The 15206-nt window shown below is 67.2% G+C and carries 13 protein-coding genes; 6 read left to right on the plus strand and 7 right to left on the minus strand.

The window, feature by feature from the left end:
- The first annotated feature begins 112 nt into the window (after positions 1–112).
- Positions 113–1066 (plus strand): TAXI family TRAP transporter solute-binding subunit, encoded by a 954-nt coding sequence (locus tag ABZ004_RS13745; RefSeq protein ID WP_355680162.1) that lies wholly within the window; start codon positions 113–115, stop codon positions 1064–1066.
- Here ABZ004_RS13745 and ABZ004_RS13750 read toward each other — a convergent pair.
- From ABZ004_RS13750 to ABZ004_RS13760, 3 genes are read right to left on the minus strand one after another with little or no spacing between them, the layout of a single operon-like run.
- Positions 1063–1776 (minus strand): class I SAM-dependent methyltransferase, encoded by a 714-nt coding sequence (locus tag ABZ004_RS13750; RefSeq protein ID WP_355680163.1) that lies wholly within the window; start codon positions 1774–1776, stop codon positions 1063–1065. The genes ABZ004_RS13745 and ABZ004_RS13750 overlap by 4 nt on opposite strands.
- Positions 1776–3146, minus strand: a complete 1371-nt coding sequence (locus tag ABZ004_RS13755; protein WP_355680164.1) for a HAMP domain-containing sensor histidine kinase — start codon at positions 3144–3146, stop codon at positions 1776–1778. Before ABZ004_RS13755 ends, ABZ004_RS13750 begins: the two co-directional genes overlap by 1 nt.
- Before the next feature lie 3 nt (positions 3147–3149).
- Entirely contained in the window at positions 3150–3815 is a 666-nt protein-coding gene (locus tag ABZ004_RS13760; RefSeq protein ID WP_012918592.1) for a response regulator transcription factor, read from the minus strand.
- 117 nt (positions 3816–3932) lie between these two features.
- Here ABZ004_RS13760 and ABZ004_RS13765 point away from each other — a divergent pair, with 117 nt between their 5' ends.
- Together ABZ004_RS13765 and ABZ004_RS13770 are read left to right on the plus strand one after the other, a co-directional pair.
- A complete protein-coding gene (locus tag ABZ004_RS13765; RefSeq protein WP_355680165.1) occupies positions 3933–5957 on the plus strand; it encodes a TRAP transporter fused permease subunit in 2025 nt (674 codons plus the stop codon).
- A complete protein-coding gene (locus ABZ004_RS13770) occupies positions 5954–6934 on the plus strand; it encodes a TAXI family TRAP transporter solute-binding subunit (RefSeq protein ID WP_355680166.1) in 981 nt (326 codons plus the stop codon). Before ABZ004_RS13765 ends, ABZ004_RS13770 begins: the two co-directional genes overlap by 4 nt.
- 191 nt (positions 6935–7125) lie before the next feature.
- Here ABZ004_RS13770 and ABZ004_RS13775 read toward each other — a convergent pair whose 3' ends face one another.
- The gene (locus ABZ004_RS13775; protein WP_355680167.1) at positions 7126–7773 is read right to left on the minus strand and encodes a hypothetical protein; all 648 of its coding nucleotides are present in this window, start codon (positions 7771–7773) and stop codon (positions 7126–7128) included.
- A 191-nt stretch (positions 7774–7964) separates the two neighbouring features.
- Here ABZ004_RS13775 and ABZ004_RS13780 point away from each other — a divergent pair, with 191 nt between their 5' ends.
- Positions 7965–9995, plus strand: coding sequence for an autotransporter-associated beta strand repeat-containing protein (locus ABZ004_RS13780; protein ID WP_355680168.1), 2031 nt, complete (start codon positions 7965–7967; stop codon positions 9993–9995).
- On the opposite strand, the gene mgrA is transcribed toward ABZ004_RS13780, so the two are convergent.
- Both mgrA and ABZ004_RS13790 read right to left on the minus strand, forming a co-directional pair.
- Positions 9964–10998 (minus strand): L-glyceraldehyde 3-phosphate reductase, encoded by a 1035-nt coding sequence (gene mgrA / locus ABZ004_RS13785; protein ID WP_355680169.1) that lies wholly within the window; start codon positions 10996–10998, stop codon positions 9964–9966. The two genes, ABZ004_RS13780 and mgrA, sit on opposite strands and share 32 nt — an antisense overlap.
- Positions 10999–11045: 47 nt before the next feature.
- Positions 11046–11807 (minus strand): aminoglycoside phosphotransferase family protein, encoded by a 762-nt coding sequence (locus ABZ004_RS13790; protein ID WP_355680170.1) that lies wholly within the window; start codon positions 11805–11807, stop codon positions 11046–11048.
- 19 nt (positions 11808–11826) lie between these two features.
- On the opposite strand from ABZ004_RS13790, the gene ABZ004_RS13795 reads away from it, so the two are divergent.
- Complete coding sequence (locus ABZ004_RS13795; protein ID WP_355680171.1) at positions 11827–12450, plus strand: flavin reductase family protein; 624 nt, start codon at positions 11827–11829, stop codon at positions 12448–12450.
- Positions 12451–12655: 205 nt separating this feature from the next.
- Here the strand turns inward: ABZ004_RS13795 and ABZ004_RS13800 are convergent, their stop codons facing one another.
- Positions 12656–13945 carry an MFS transporter gene (locus ABZ004_RS13800; RefSeq protein WP_355680262.1) on the minus strand — a complete coding sequence of 430 codons (1290 nt, stop codon included), beginning with the start codon at positions 13943–13945 and terminating at the stop codon, positions 12656–12658.
- Between the two features lie 495 nt (positions 13946–14440).
- Between ABZ004_RS13800 and ABZ004_RS13805 the strand changes: the two genes are divergently transcribed.
- A complete protein-coding gene (locus ABZ004_RS13805) occupies positions 14441–15109 on the plus strand; it encodes a fasciclin domain-containing protein (RefSeq protein ID WP_355680172.1) in 669 nt (222 codons plus the stop codon).
- Positions 15110–15206: the final 97 nt, after the last annotated feature.

Genomic DNA, 15206 nt, shown 5'->3' on the forward strand with positions numbered 1-15206 from the left:
GCCCGTCCAGACCTGTTCGTTCCAGCACACCGCGTGACGGCGTACCCGCCTGCCCTCTAGGTTGGTCCCCATGGACCGTCCCCGCCTGTTGAATCGCCGGAGTGTGCTCGGAATGGGAGCCGCTGCCACGGCGGCCCTGATCACCCCCGGATGCTCGCGCGGACGCTCCGACGAGCCGGCGCCGGACGGACCCGCGCGGTTCGCGACCGGGAACAAGGGCGGTGTCTACGCGACGTACGGCGACGGGCTGGCGAAGCTGGTCACCGAGGTGACCGGGGTCTCGATGAGCACCATCAACACCTCGGGCTCGCTGCAGAACCTGAGGATGCTGGCCACCAGCAGCGCGGACCTCGGCTTCAGCTCGTCCGACGTGGCGCTCGACGCCTGGGACGGCCAGGACGACTTCCGCTCGGGCGCACTGCGCTTCACTGCGCTGGCCCGCGCGTACGACAACTACGTCCACGTCGTCGTACCGACCGCCTCGAACATCTTCAAGGTCGAGGACCTGCGGAACAAGGACGTCAACATCGGTCCGGTGAACTCCGGGACCAGGGTGGTCGCCGGTCGCATCCTCAAGGCGGCCAAGGTCAACGTGAAGGCGAAGTACTTCGATCTCCAGACCGCGGTGGCGCAGCTGACCCAGCGGGCGAAGGAACCCAGCAAGCCGGGGGGTATCGACGCCCTGATCTGGAGCGGCGGCCTGCCGACCGATCCGATCAAGAGCCTGCAGTCGACGATCGGCTTCCGGCTGGTCGACATCGGCAGCCTCGCGGAGCAGATCGCGCTCAAGCGGTTCGGCGGTTACATCCTGTCGTCCATCCCGCCGTCGGTCTATTCACTGTCGAGCTCGGTGCCGACCCTCGCCATCCCCAACTACCTGCTGGCCCGGCGCGGCCTGTCGGACTCCTGGGCGTGGTGGACCCTCAACACGATGTTCCGCCGCCAGGCCGACCTGATGACCTACCACGCCGAAGCAGGCTCACTCGACGCCCGCTCCGCCGTCGCCACCATGCCCATCCCGCTCCACCCCGCAGCCGAACGCTGGTACCGCGCCAACCACATCTAGCTTGTGGTGAACAAGGCCGCGTTGAGGAACTCGGCGCCGAACGCATCGCCACGATCCGTGCTGACCGCGCGCAGCTCGACGGGCTTCAGTACGCCGAAGATCGCCTCGAGATCGCCGAGTGTGAAGGCCATCCCGCCGGCCGTGTCGCCGGTGAAGATGATCTCCTGATCGGGTGGCGTCTCCATCTGCTCGGCGGCGAACGTGACGATCCCGAATCTCCCGTCGGGGCGAACCATCGGAAGCACCCGCTCGAGATAGGTGATCCGTCGGTGCGGCGCGATGTGATGGAAACAGCCCGAGTCGTAGACGACGTCGAACTGCCCGGCCGGCAACGGATCACGCAGAACATTCACTGCGGTAAGTGTCACGGACGAGGGCATCCTCGGCCGGACGATCTCCAGCAACGGCGCCGCCAGGTCGATACCTTCCACCGTGGCACCCTGCTCAGCGAACCACTTGCTGTTGCGCCCGCCACCGCACCCGATATCGAGCACGCGAGCTCCGGCCAGATTCCCCAGCAGTCCACGCTCATGCCAGTCGACCAGTGGCTCATCCGGCAGCGTCGTCGCCAACGGGTGTCCCGGCGTCGTCAACAAGCCGGTCCAGTACTCCGCGGCGGAGTCCTCCGACCGGTCCCCGCGATCACTGGACGCGACGATCCGATCAAGAACGTCGAGGAGCTGATCGACCGAGTGGATCCGGGCACTCATTAGATGTCGTAGTCCTCGATGAGGGGGACCCGGACTTCGATGACCAGGCCGCCGCCGATCGGTGGGCGGGCAACGACCCGGCCGCCGACCCGGGCGGCTTCGGAGCGGACGATGGCGAGGCCGAGGCCGGTGCCGGGCATCTCGCGGTGGTGGGCGCTGCGCCAGAACCGTTCGCCGACCTTCTTCAGGTCGCGGGAGCCGAGGCCGAGGCCGTGGTCGCGGACGGACAGGACGACCTCGGTGCCGTCGCGGGTGACGGACACCTCGACCGGCGGTGCGCCGTACTTCGAGGCGTTGTCGAGCAGTACGTCGAGAATGTCGTCGACCTCGAGTTCGGGGGCGACGCCACCGGGGACCATCTCGCCGATGATGAGTTCCAGGTCGTCGGCGGCGTACACGGCCTTCCAGCCGACCAGGCGCTCCTTGACGGCCTGAGCCAGGTCCAGCGCGTCGTCGCTGCCCTCGATGTCCCCTGGGCGGTCCGAGCCGGCCAGCCGGGACAGTCGCTGCACGATCCGCCCGAGCCGGTCGATGTCGCTCAACGCGAACCGGGCGGTCGGGGACAGCCGGGACAGCCCTTCGATGTGGATCCGGGCCGAAGTCAACGGCGTACGGAGCTGGTGTGAAGCGTCCGCGACGAACTCGCGTTCGCGCTGGCGGGCCTGGTGCAGGCTGAGCGCCATCGAGTTGAAGCTGTCGCCGAGGCGGCGCAGTTCGGGGGCTCGTCCGTCGGTGGAGACGCGGGTGTCCAGGGCGCCGCGGGTGACCTGGTGGGTCGCGTTGTCGAGGTCGTTGAGCGGCCGGAGTACCCACCGGGTGACCGGCCGGACGATGCCGATCACGACGGCGCCGATACCGATCAGGAGTCCGCCGAGCAGCAGCAGGAGCCCGCGCTCGACCTGGTCGCGCCCCTTGTCGGTGGGCACCCGCAGTACGGCGGCGCCGAGCACGCGGCCGTTGTTGACCACCGGGCGCGCGACGACCATCTCACCGGACTGCCACGGCCACAGCGCGGGCGGCTCGGCGGGTAGCCGGCCGGCCAGCGTGCTGTTCAGGGCGGCCTTCAGATCGGGTTCGTTCACCTCGACGCCGGAGCGCGAGGTCGCGATCACCCGGCGGTCGACGTCCACGACGAAGACCGGGGTGTTGTAGAGCTCGTGGTAGCGCACGGCGAGTTCGCGCAGGCTGGCGATGTCGCCGGTCTGCAGCGGCGACTCGGCCATCGTGGCGAACCAGTCGGCGTCGTTGCTGCGGGACAGGAAGAGCGTGCGGGAGGCGCCGGAGGCGATGAAGTTGGCCAGCGGTACGGCAGCGACGATGGCGAGGATGATCACCATCGGGACGAGGGACTGCAGCAGGCGACGACGCAACGGTCAGTCCGAACCCAGGCGGTAGCCGACGCCGCGGATGGTCTGGACGAGTTCGGGCCGGCCGAGCTTGGCCCGCAGGCTGGCGACGTGCACGTCCATCGTCCGAGACGACGCCTCGAAGACGGACTGCCAGGCATACAGCGCGACCTGCTCGCGCGGCACCACCCGGCCGTGGTGGGCGGCCAGCACAGCTAGCACGTCGAACTCCTTGCGGGTCAGGCTGATGGGCTTGTCCGCCACCTGGACCGTGCGGGCCTCGATGTCCACGGTCAGGTCGCCGACGGTCACCCTCGGGCGGGGCTGGAGCAGACCGGTACGGCGTAGTACAGCATCGATGCGGGCCAGCAGCTCGGAGATCGCGAACGGCTTCACCACGTAGTCGTCGGCGCCGCTGCGCAGACCGCGGACCCGGTCGGCCGCCTCGCCGCGCGCGGTGACCGCGATCACCGGTACGTCGGAGACCGTGCGGATCTGCCGGCAGACGTTGATGCCGTCGCCGTCGGGCAGCCCGAGGTCCAGCAGAACGAGGTCGCCGGGGTCCGCCGCGAGCGCGTCGGCGGCGGTCCGGACGTGCGTCACCATCAGCCCGTAGCGCCGCAGCGCGGGTATCAGTGCGTTGGCGATATCGAGATCGTCTTCGACCAGCAGAATCCTGACGGCGCCACTCATGCCGTGATCGTAGGGCAGGTCGGCCTCTTCTGTGTCAGATCTTGGTAAAGACGTAATCACGCGACTCCGTGGAGTGGTCGCCGACACTAGCCTTCGACCACAGGAGGGAACCGGTCCATGACTGTGGGTGTTGGTTCGGGGGGCGGCACCGCCGCGCTCTCCGAGTCCGAACTAGCCGAGTACGAACAGGAAAAGCCTGCTCGGCGGCTGCATCCTGCCCTCGACCAGGTGATCTCCGGCTGGTGCGCACTGGTCAGTGTCGGCGTCCTGCTGCAGGTTTTCTTCCCGTTGGCGCAAGGCACGCAGTTCTATTTAGTGATCTTTCTCGCAGCCGTCCTGCCGATCACTTTGTTGTGCTACCGGGGCTGGCACGTGCCGCCGTTCCTGAATCCGTTCAAGGCCCGCAGCACCGACAACCCCGGCATCACCGACTGGGTGCTGGCCGCGGTCGCCCTGGTGGTCTGCCTCTACCCGCTGTTCGATTTCGACGGCTACCTCGAACGCCGCCAGACTCCGACCACACTCGACGTGCTCGCGGGCGCAGTACTCCTGGTGCTTCTGCTAGAAGCATGCCGTCGTACTACGGGTTGGGTCCTGCCCGTCTTCAGCCTGCTGTTCATCGCCTACGCGTACTACGGCGGCTACCTCCCCTACACCTGGTCGCTGGCCCACCAGGGCTTCAACTTCGACGCGATCATCGCCCAGTTCACGATGGGCACCGCCGGCTTCTACGGCACTCCACTCGGTGTCGCGGCCAGCTACATCGTGCTGTTCACCATCTACGGAGCAGTGCTCGACTACTCCGGCGCAGGCAAGTTCTTCATCGACCTGTCCTTCGCAGCCTTCAAGCGAAGCCGTACTGCGCCCGGACGGACCGTCACTCTGGCGGGCTTCCTGCTGGGCAGCGTCTCCGGCTCCGGTACTGCGACTGCCGTGTCGCTGGGCACTGTCTCCTGGCCGATCCTCCGCCGAGCGGGCTACCCGCCTGAGCCCGCCGGCGGGATGCTCGCGGCAGCCGGTATCGGAGCGATCCTGTCGCCACCGACGCTGGGTGCGGCCGCGTTCATCATCGCGGAGTTCCTGCAGGTCTCGTACCTGACCGTGCTCGGCTACGCCACGATCCCGACGATCCTGTACTACCTGGGCATCCTGCTGGCGATCGAGATCGACGCCCGCAAACACGGGACGACCAACGCGGAGACGTCGACGCAGTCTGCCCGGAGACTGCTGCTGCGCTTCAGCTACCACTTCCTCTCGCTGTTCGTGATCATCGGCTTCATGGCGGTCGACGTACCGCCGTTCAAGGCCGTGGTCTACGCGGTGATCATCCAGTTCGGCCTGTCGTTCCTCGATCGCGAACACCGGCTGACCGCGGGGCCGCTGTTCAAAGCGCTTGCCCAGGGCACCCGATCGGTGCTGCCGGTCGCGGCCACCTGTGCGACGGCCGGCGTGATCGTCGCGGTCACCACCCAGACCGGGCTCGGGCTGAACCTGGCCGAGATCATCGTGGATGCCGGGAAGGGGCTGACGGACAATCCGACGGTCGTGCTGATCCTGACCGTGGTGCTGTCCGCGTTCGCCGTACTGATCCTCGGTCTGGCCGTGCCGGTGACCGCGTCGTTCATCATCGCGGCGGTGATCATCGCGCCGGCGCTGGTGCAACTCGGCGTGACCCAGTCCGAGGCCTACATGTTCATCTTCTACTACGCGGTGCTCTCCGAGGTCTCGCCGCCGACCGCCTTGGCCGCGGTGGCAACCTCCGCGATCACCGGTGGCAAGACGATGGCGACGATGTGGCAGGCCTGGAAGTACACGCTGCCGGCCTTCCTGGTGCCGTTCGCCTTCGTGCTCACCGACAACGGAGCGCATCTGCTCGGTCAGGGCAGCTTGATCGGGATGATCTGGACGCTGGGCGTCTCGATGCTCGCGGTCGCCGCGCTGGCGGTGGTGACCGGTGGCTGGATCGCGATCGCCACCGGCTGGGTCGAGCGGCTGCTCTGCGTCCCGGCCGCTCTGCTTCTGCTGTACCTCGCGCCCGTAACCATTGCGGCCGGAATCGGTTTACTACTAGTTGCCGTTGTCATCAATCTCCTGCGGCGGCAACGTCTGACTGGAGTAACGGAAGGATCCGCCACTTCATGAGAGCTCGTCGTCTCCCCATCGCCCTGGTCGCACTGACCGCTGCCTTCTCGCTGGTCGCCTGTGGCGGTCAGCGCGAACCCGAAGGTGGCAAGGCCGGTACCGACGGTGGCCGGCTGACGATTGCCACCGGCAACACCACCGGCGTCTACTACCAGCTCGGTGGTGCGCTCGCCTCGGTGATCTCGTCCAAGGTCGAGGGCTACCGCGCCACCGCGAGTGAGACCGGTGCCTCGGTGCAGAACGTGCAGGGCCTGGTGGCGGGCAACTACGACATCGCCTTCTCGCTCGGCGACACCGCGGCCGACGCGGTCAAGGGCCAGGCCAGCTTCAAGAACCCGCAGGACGTGGTCGCGCTGACCCGCCTCTACCCGAACTACACCCAGGTCGCGGTGAAGGCGTCGTCGGGGATCACCAAGGTCGCCGATCTGAAGGGCAAGCGGGTCTCCACCGGTTCGCCGAACTCCGGCACCGAGGTGATCGCCCGCCGGCTGCTCGAGGCCGCCGGCCTGAACCCGACCCGCGACGTGACGGCGCAGCGGCTCGGCCTGCCGGAGTCGGTGGACGCGATGAAGAGCGGCTCGATCGACGCGCTGATCTGGTCCGGCGGGCTGCCGACCGGTGGCATCACGGACCTGACCACCAGCCTCGGCAAGGACGTCAAGCTGATCCCGATCGCGGACCTGCTGCCGGCCATGCAGAAGACGTACGGCACGGTGTATGCCGAGGGCAACATTCCGGCCACGACGTACAAGCAGCCGACCGACGTGCCGACCATCATCGTGCCGAACGTGCTGCTGGTCCGGAAGAACATGTCCGACGAACTCGCCGAGAAGCTGACCAGGGTGATCTTCGAGAACAAGGACGCCCTGGTCCAGGTGAACGCGGCGGCCAAGGGCATCACCTTGGAGAACGCGGCAAAGACCGACCCGGTGCCCCTGCACCCCGGCGCGAAGAAGGCGATCGACTCGCTGCAGTAACCCCACCGACCCGTCCTCCCTCGCATTCCAGGCGCAGCGGGGGAGGACGTGAGATCCCACCTCCGCACACCAGGCGCAGCGGAGGCGGGAACAAGGCCCACCCTCACAACCAGGCGCAGTGGGGGAGGGTTTCAGGCCGGGCCCGTACCGAGTGGAGGCATCCACCCGGACCACGGGCCCGGCCGCCTTTCTCAGGACGTCTCGTCGGGGATCGGGGTGCCGCGGAGGTAGTGGGAGAGGGCTGAGTCGCGTTTGGGGTGGACGTGGTACTTGGTCGGTACTACGCGGCCTTCGGCGCTGTCCCAGGCGGTGTCGGCCACTCGCCACATCCGGTGCGCCAGGCGACCCGCAGTACCGGTGTGTGGTGAGTACGGGTGGGCGCGTGTCGGTGCGACCTCTTCGGCGCTGAGCAGTTCCTCGGTGAGCGCGGAGACGTGCTCGGTGTCGAGTTCCTCGCCGATCATCCGGCTGTACTCCGCCTCGAGGTGCTCGTGTTCGGCGAGCAGCCGGTCGATCACCTGCCACACATCTTCGGGATGCAGGTGGAGGACCCGGCTGTCGCCGTACTGGCGGGCCTTGAGGAACCGGAGCGAGCGTTCGAGTTGTTTCGCGTTGCCGACGTACTTGGCGACCCGCTCGCGGCCTTCCGGCAGGCGGCGGACGTGTGGGAGGAGCACGTCTTCGGCGGCGGCCAGATGCTGGGCCGCGATGGCGTAGAACCAGTCCGTCTGGTGTCTGCGATCCGGCTGGCCGGCACCCGGCGCCTGCGCGGGGGCGGCGAGCTCGCGGATCATGGTGTGCTCGTAGGCCAGGGCCTGTTCGAGGGTCGAAGCGGTCATGGCAACCACCTCCTGGGGGCTATCACCCCAGCCTGTGCCCATCATCCGAAGAGTGCAACCAGACGACAGCGTTCTGTAATCAGCCGTTCGCGAGGCGGAAGCTCTCGGTGAAGATTTTCCTGAATCGCTCTGAGCCACTGCGCGCTTCCCCTAGTGTTGCCGAGCTCATCCGACCCAGGGAGGCCAGCAGCGTGACGGTGCGACTCCGTGCGATCCGGCTTCTGCTCGCCGTGATCGCGCTCGCCGGCTCAGCTGCCGCAGCAGTTCAGCCGGAAGCAGCCGCGGCCAAGGCTGGGGACGTCACGGGTGAGATTCTCGCTGGTCGGGACGTGACGCTCAGCGGGGACGCCTCGATCACGGTGCCGGCCGGGACCACGACCTACACCGGTGTGATCCGCGGTGAAGGGACGCTGCGGATCAGGGGACGCGGCACGCTGATCCTCACCAAGGACAGCGACTTCACCCTGCGCAAGGCACAGCAACGGCAGAGCGTCCGGATCCTCGGTGGAAATCATCCGTATGTCGTTGTCCGGACGCCCGACCCGGCTGCGGTGATCGTCGACCGTGGCGCCACCTTGCAGTACGGGAACGGCGGTGCGACCGGCGTGATCGGGCGGTTCCCGTACAACACCCCGGGCTTCCAGCTCAACCAGGACAACATCGAGGTCAACGGCACGCTTCGGCTGTCAGTCGCTCGCGCGATCAACCTCGGCACCATCAGCGGCTCGGGGCTGATCACGCAGCCGCGGTTCCTGTGGGGCACGCTCGACCTTGCCGGCACCCAACCGTTCTCCGGTGTGATCGACAACGGCACTGGCACGGCAGCCGGGAAGCCCGAGTCCGCGGTGGCGATGCCCAACGTCCGTGCGGTCCTCAACCAGGGCACCTGGACGATCGACACTCCGCTGGACCAGACCGTCGTACTGCGGCAGAACTTCTACCAGCGCGAATACGGCAGCGACATCAACGTCCAGTCCCGCCCGGGTGGAAAGGTCGTGCTGACCGGGCAGTACAGCTACTCCGATCGAGGCGGCGACAGCCATCCTTCGCTGAGCGATCCCCGGATCAACTGGCGGAAGATCCCGCACGACCTCAACAAGCGAGGGACCAACATCAAGGGCGCCGACGTCCAGTGGGGCGACGGCACGACGCACGACATCTTCATGCCGGGCACCGCGGACACGGTCTACATCAACCTGCTGGCGGCACGGTCCCGCTCGAAGCTCACCTTCGCCTACAACGGCCCGGTGACACTGGGCGCGCCGATCGGCGGTGGCGTCTTCCACGACACGCTCAAGTCGCCCGGCGCCGGGGACGTCGCGGTCAAGGCAGTGCCCGGCAACGACGTGACGTTCGCGGCGGATCAGTACTACGACGGCTCCACGACGATCGGTTCGGGAGCCGTCCTCCGGCTCGGCAGCGGCCGGCCGGCCAGCGACGGCAGCCTGCTGACGAAAGCCGCGCTCTTCAAGGTGGTCGACAACGGCTCACTCGTGGTGCAGAACGTGCGAAAGACCATCTCGCTGTCGAAGATCAGCGGCTCCGGATCCCTGACCCAAGCCGGCTCAGCGACAACCCGTCTCACCGGCGACCTCACCTACACGGGCAGAACCACGATCTCGCGGGGAACCCTGAAGGTGATCGCCGGTACGCTCGGCAACAGCAGCGCCGTCGCCATCACCAAGCCCGGCGCTCGCTTGGAGCTGACCGTCGCCGGGGACCAAGCCCTGCGCAACCTCACCATGGCCGCCGGTACGACGCTCACGGCGAGTCGCCGCGCAGTTGTGAGCCTGAGCGGAAGGTCCAGCCTCGCCGGCAGCATCTCAGTTGGCGCAGTGAAACTGGCCGGCGCCCTGCACGTCCCAGACGCAAGGGCCCGGCCAGAGATCACAATTGTCGACAACTTAGGCCCGAGTCCGGTCAGCGGCGCTTTCACCGACCTGCCCGAGGGCGCCAGGCTCACCCTGGCCGGAAGTCAGTACGCAATCACGTACAAGGGTGGCACCGGTAACGACGTCATGCTGAAACTCGTCGATACCGGTACACCCACCGTCGCCCCGAGTCGGCGCCCGAGCGACACCACGCCTGCGGCCGACACGGCGGCTACCGGCCGTTCGTCGTACTGGCGCACTGCCGGTTTTGCCGTGCTGGCGGCGCTGGCCGGCGTACTCGGGTTCGTACTGGTCCGCCTCAGGCGTCGGAGCTCTTCTTCCACAGGTTGATGCCGGCCTCGACCGCGTCGGCGTCGATCGCGTCGAGCTCTTCCTGGGTGAACTTCAGGTTCTTCACCGCGGCAAGGCTGTCTTCCAGCTGGGCGACGCTCGAGGCGCCGATCAGCGCGCTGGTGACCCGGTCGTCGCGCAGCGTCCAGGAGAGTGCCAGCTGGGCCACCGACTGACCGCGTTCCTTGGCGATCTCGTTGAGCGCGCGGACGTGCTTCAGCGTCTCCTCGGTCAGCATGTCGGTGCTCAGCGACTTGCCCTGGGTCGCCCGGGAGCCTTCCGGTACGCCATCGAGGTAGCGGTTGGTGAGCACGCCCTGGGCCAGCGGCGAGAACGCGATCACGCCGACACCGAGCTCACCGACGGCGCCGAGCAGGTCCTCCTCGATCCAGCGGTTCAGCATCGAGTACGACGGCTGGTGGATGAGCAGCGGCGTCCCGAGCTCGTCGAGGATCCGGGCCGCCTCGCGGGTCTTCTCCGCGGAGTACGACGAGATACCGGCGTACAGGGCCTTGCCGGAGCGGACGGCGCTGTCGAGCGCACCCATCGTCTCCTCCAGCGGGGTGTCCGGGTCGAACCGGTGCGAGTAGAAGATATCGACGTAGTCCAGACCCATCCGGTCCAGCGACTGGTCGAGCGAGGCGAGCAGATACTTCCGGCTGCCACCGCCCTGGCCGTACGGGCCCGGCCACATGTCGTAGCCGGCCTTGGTGGAGATCAGCAGCTCGTCGCGGTACGGCTTGAAGTCGCGGGCGAAGTGGCCGCCGAAGTTGGTCTCTGCCGAGCCGTACGGCGGGCCGTAGTTGTTCGCCAGGTCGAAGTGGGTGACCCCGAGGTCGAAGGCGCGCCGGAGGATGTCGCGCTGGATGTCGAGCGGCTTGTCGCCGCCGAAGTTGTGCCAGAGCCCCAGCGAGATCGCCGGCAGCTCCAGCCCGCTGCGGCCACTGCGCCGATAGGTCATCTGGTCGTCGTACCGGTCCGAAGCAGCTACGTAATCAGTCACGAAACAGCAGTCTGCCCCATGTCTGCACATGTACGCGAACCCTTGTTTTACAGGCAGAACCCAGGCCGATCACACTCAGAAGAGTGCCTGCTTAGTAAAGTTCCGACCAGTTGGCCGGCGGACTGCTGCTGAAGAACCTCAGTACGCCGAGGAGCCGACTCGCAGGCGGAGCTTGGCGAACTCCATGGCTGCTGGTCCCCAGGCAGCGTCGCCCAGTCGATCAATGCGCAGTACCGGCCGTCGCTGTCCACCATCACGTTCTGTGTGGCTAGGTCGCCGTGCAGGAGGACGTTGGGAGCCTCGCGGTCGAAGCGGGTGGCTAGGCGGTCGAACCAGGTGAGTAGCCAATTCGCCGTACCGGTGTCTAGGTAGCCGTCTGTTGCGAGGCGGTCGACTGTGGGGCGCGGGTCGCCGTACTCGTCTGTGGGAACGCCCTCTAGGTGCTGGAACTTGGTGTTGTGCAGGAGACGCAGTTGCCCGCCCAGTTCGGTCCAGAGAGACGGGTCGTGGGTTGGGCTGTCGACGAGGTCGGTGGCGTGGATCCGCTCCATGACCAGGTACGGCGCGTTGGTGAGGGCTCGGGTGTCGTCGAAGTCGATGATCGCCGGCGTCCGTACTCCGGCAGCTCGGGCGACCGGGATGACCGCGACTTCCTTGCGGAGATCGGCCTCGTACTCCGGGCCACGGGGGATTCGGAGGAACAGGTTGTCGCCGAGGATGACGGTGCGGTTGGCGACGCCGCCTGGTACTTCGCGGATCTCTTGCGGACGTACGCCGTACCGGGAGGCGATTCTTTCGGGAGAAGTCATCGCGGCAATACTGACCGGTGTGCGAGTGGACTTCGAACCGGGGGATGTCAGTGCGCGGGAGATCTATGCGTTGCTGAATTCGGTGGTGGTGCCGCGGCCGATTGCGTGGGTGTCTTCGGTTTCGGCGGACGGGGTGCTGAATCTGGCGCCGCATTCGTTCTTCACCGTGGCGTGTGTGCGGCCGCCGATGGTGCAGTTCACGTCGGTCGGGCGCAAGGACAGTTTGAACAATGTCGAGGCGACCGGGGAGTTCGTGGTGAACTTCGCGGCCGAGCCGTTGTTCGAACAGATCAACGCGTCGGCTACGGACTTTCCGCCGGAGGTGTCCGAGTTCGCTGCGGTCGGGTTGACCACGGAGCCTTCGGCAACGGTCGCCGTACCGCGGGTTGCCGAGTCCCCTGTTGCTATCGAGTGCACCTTGCATACGACCCTCGAGCTGGGTGACTGCACGGTGGTGATCGGCCAGGTGCGCCATATCGCCGTCGATGCCGCTGTTCTCGACGGCAGTCATCCTGAGGTCACGCGGCTGCGACCGCTGGCCCGCCTCGGCAAGGACGAATGGTCGACCATCGGCGAGATCCGCTCCATCACCCGAATCAAAAACACCGACTGGCCCGGCCACTACACCCCACCCCAGAACTAACCCCAAGCCCGTCCCGCTCGTGGCGCCGTCGCCGAAACCGCACTGGCCGGCCGGCTGACACGATTTTCGCCCGCTAGCACGGAAATAGCCTGCCAGCGAGCGAAAAACCCGCCAGCGGCGGCCATCACGAGCGGCAGAGGGCGAGGGGGAGGGGGAGGGCGAGGGGAGGGGGAGGGCGTGGGGGTCGTGGTGGAGACGGCCGTGGTTAGGGGGTGTTGAGGAGGGTTAGGTGGTGGCGTAGGGCGGCGGTGGTGATCCAGGGGACTGCGGAGAGGCTGCCGATGCCGAGGATCAGGAGGGCGGGGCGGAGGCCGAATGCGGTGCCGAGGAGACCGCCGGCTAGACCGCCGAAAGGGCCGGGGCCCCATTCGACGAGGCGGATGACTGCGCCTACTCGGCCGAGTAGGTCGGGCGCGACTGCGTGTTGGAGCATGGTGGAGCGGACGATGATCAGGTAGACGACACCTAAGCCGAGCAAGAATTGGCCGGCGCCGATCATCGCGATCACCGCGAGGTGCGGGCCGGTCGCGAGAGGGATCAGCAGGTTGCCGCCGAGCAGGACGGCTCCGACGATAGAGGTCCAGGTGATGCCGAATTTCTGGCTCACCTTCTGGGTGATCAGACCGGCCAGGAGCGGTCCGAGGGAGCCGATGACGGCGATGGCGCCGATCTCGGCTGCGGAGAGACCGAGGTCGCGTACGGCGTACAGGATGTAGAGGGCGATCGTGCCCCACTGGAAGAACTCGAAAGTGCCTTTGCCCGCGGTGATGGCGGAGATGCCGCGCTGCTGCCGGAAGACCGCGAAGCCCTCGCGCAGGGAGAGACCGAAGCGGGTCCGGGTTGTCGGAGCCGGGTCGGATCCGCGGCCGAGCACTTGGAGTACGGCTGCGACCAGGAACGAGGCGCTGTCGACCGCTACGGCGACGGGAGCTGTCAGGAGTTGGACGAGGATGCCGCCGACACCCGGACCGCCGACGGCGGTGATCGAGTCGGTGAGGGCGATGCTGCTGTTCGCCGCGGTGAGTTGGCGGCGGTCGGTGACGAGGACCGGTACGTAGGCGGTATGGGCCAGGCCGTAGGCGAGGGCGAATCCGCCGACCAGGAAGGTGACGGCGTAAAGCTGCGTCAGGGTGAGGACGTCGAAGGCGGCCGCGAACGGGATGCTCGCGATCAGGAGGGCCTGCGCGACGTTGCACCAGAAGAGCATCCGGCCGCGGCGGACGCGGTCGACCAGGACGCCGAGGAACAGCACCAGCAGAAGGCTCGGCAGCGACTCCAATGCTGTCAGCACGCCCATCGCGGTCGGTCCGGCGGAGAGCGTCAGTACCGCGATGAGCGGGATGGCGAGCTCACTGACCTGAGTCCCCGCGTTCGAGAGCAACTGAGCAACCCAGAAAAACCCAAACCCCCGATTCCGCCACAACGGAACCACCTCACCCCTTTCCACAACTCGCCCCCGCTCCACCCTGGTCACCCCCACTCCGCCCTGCTCCATCCGTGCCACGCCGGTCTCTCCAGGCTCCAACGCCGGTCACTCCCGCCCCACCCTGCTCTGCCCCTGCTCCCCGCCGGTCTCTCCAGGCTCCCCGCCGGCCTACCCCGGCTCCACGCCCGTCTAGCGCGCCGGACGCTGGTTTGCCCCGCTCCACGCCGGTTAGCCCCGCCTACGCCGGACTGCTCAGGCTCCGGGCTGGATTTTCAGGTTCCGGGTCTGGGGTCTGACTCTCTTCGGGTGTGATGCCTGAGTGTGGCAGGGGAGGTGGGGTAGGGAGTACGGGTTTTCGGGGGGCATTCGGGTGCGGCGGAAAGTTTCTGGAAGTTCTGCCTATCCGGGGGTGCGTGGGGTCCGAAGTACTGGCATGAGCGTGGCGGCGTGGTGGGGGTGACCTGCTGCGTCGGGTGGTGCGGTTGCACTGCCGAGTCGAAGCGTCACGTTGCTATGGGCAACCACTTGCCGCTAGGTACATTCCATCGAAGGAGAAGGATCGTCATGTCCCAGACCATCAAGCGGGTTGCGCTGGCCGCCTCCGCACTGTCTCTGCTCTTCGCGACCGCGGCTTGTGGCGGCAGCGACGACAAGTCGAGCAGCAGCCCGTCGACGACCACCTCGTCCTCGGAGCCGACTCCGACCGACAGCATGAGCACCCCGGCGGTGGACAACACCTCCGGATTGGTCGGCCCCGGCTGTGCGGACTACGCGAAGGCGAACCCGGCCGGTGCCGGCTCGGTCGACGGGATGGCCGCCGCGCCGGTCGCCACCGCTGCTTCGGGCAACCCGCTGCTGAAGACGCTGGTCGCGGCCGTGTCGGGCAAGCTGAACCCGAAGGTCGACCTCGTCTCGACGCTGAACGGCGGTGAGTTCACCGTGTTCGCACCGGTCGACTCCGCGTTCGCGAAGATCCCGGCCGCGACCATCAAGACGCTGGGGACCAACGACGCGTTGCTGAGCAAGATCCTGACCTACCACGTGGTGGCGGGACAGCTCGACAAGACCGCCGTCGTCGGCAAGCACACCACGGTCGAGAAGCAGGCCCTCACCGTCACCGGCTCCGGCGACAACCTGATGGTCAACAACGCCAAGGTGATCTGCGGCGGCGTGAAGACCGCCAACGCCACCGTCTACCTGATCGACACCGTCCTGATGCCCCCGGCAGCCTGAAAATCCACGAGTAGCCAGCCGGCTTCCGGGGGTCCAGCCAACAGTTGCGGCGCGGGAACATGTTGGTCGCGGATGAGTTCGGGATCCGGTCGGCAAC

Source organism: Kribbella sp. NPDC006257 (assembly GCF_040613535.1).
Taxonomy (GTDB): domain Bacteria; phylum Actinomycetota; class Actinomycetes; order Propionibacteriales; family Kribbellaceae; genus Kribbella.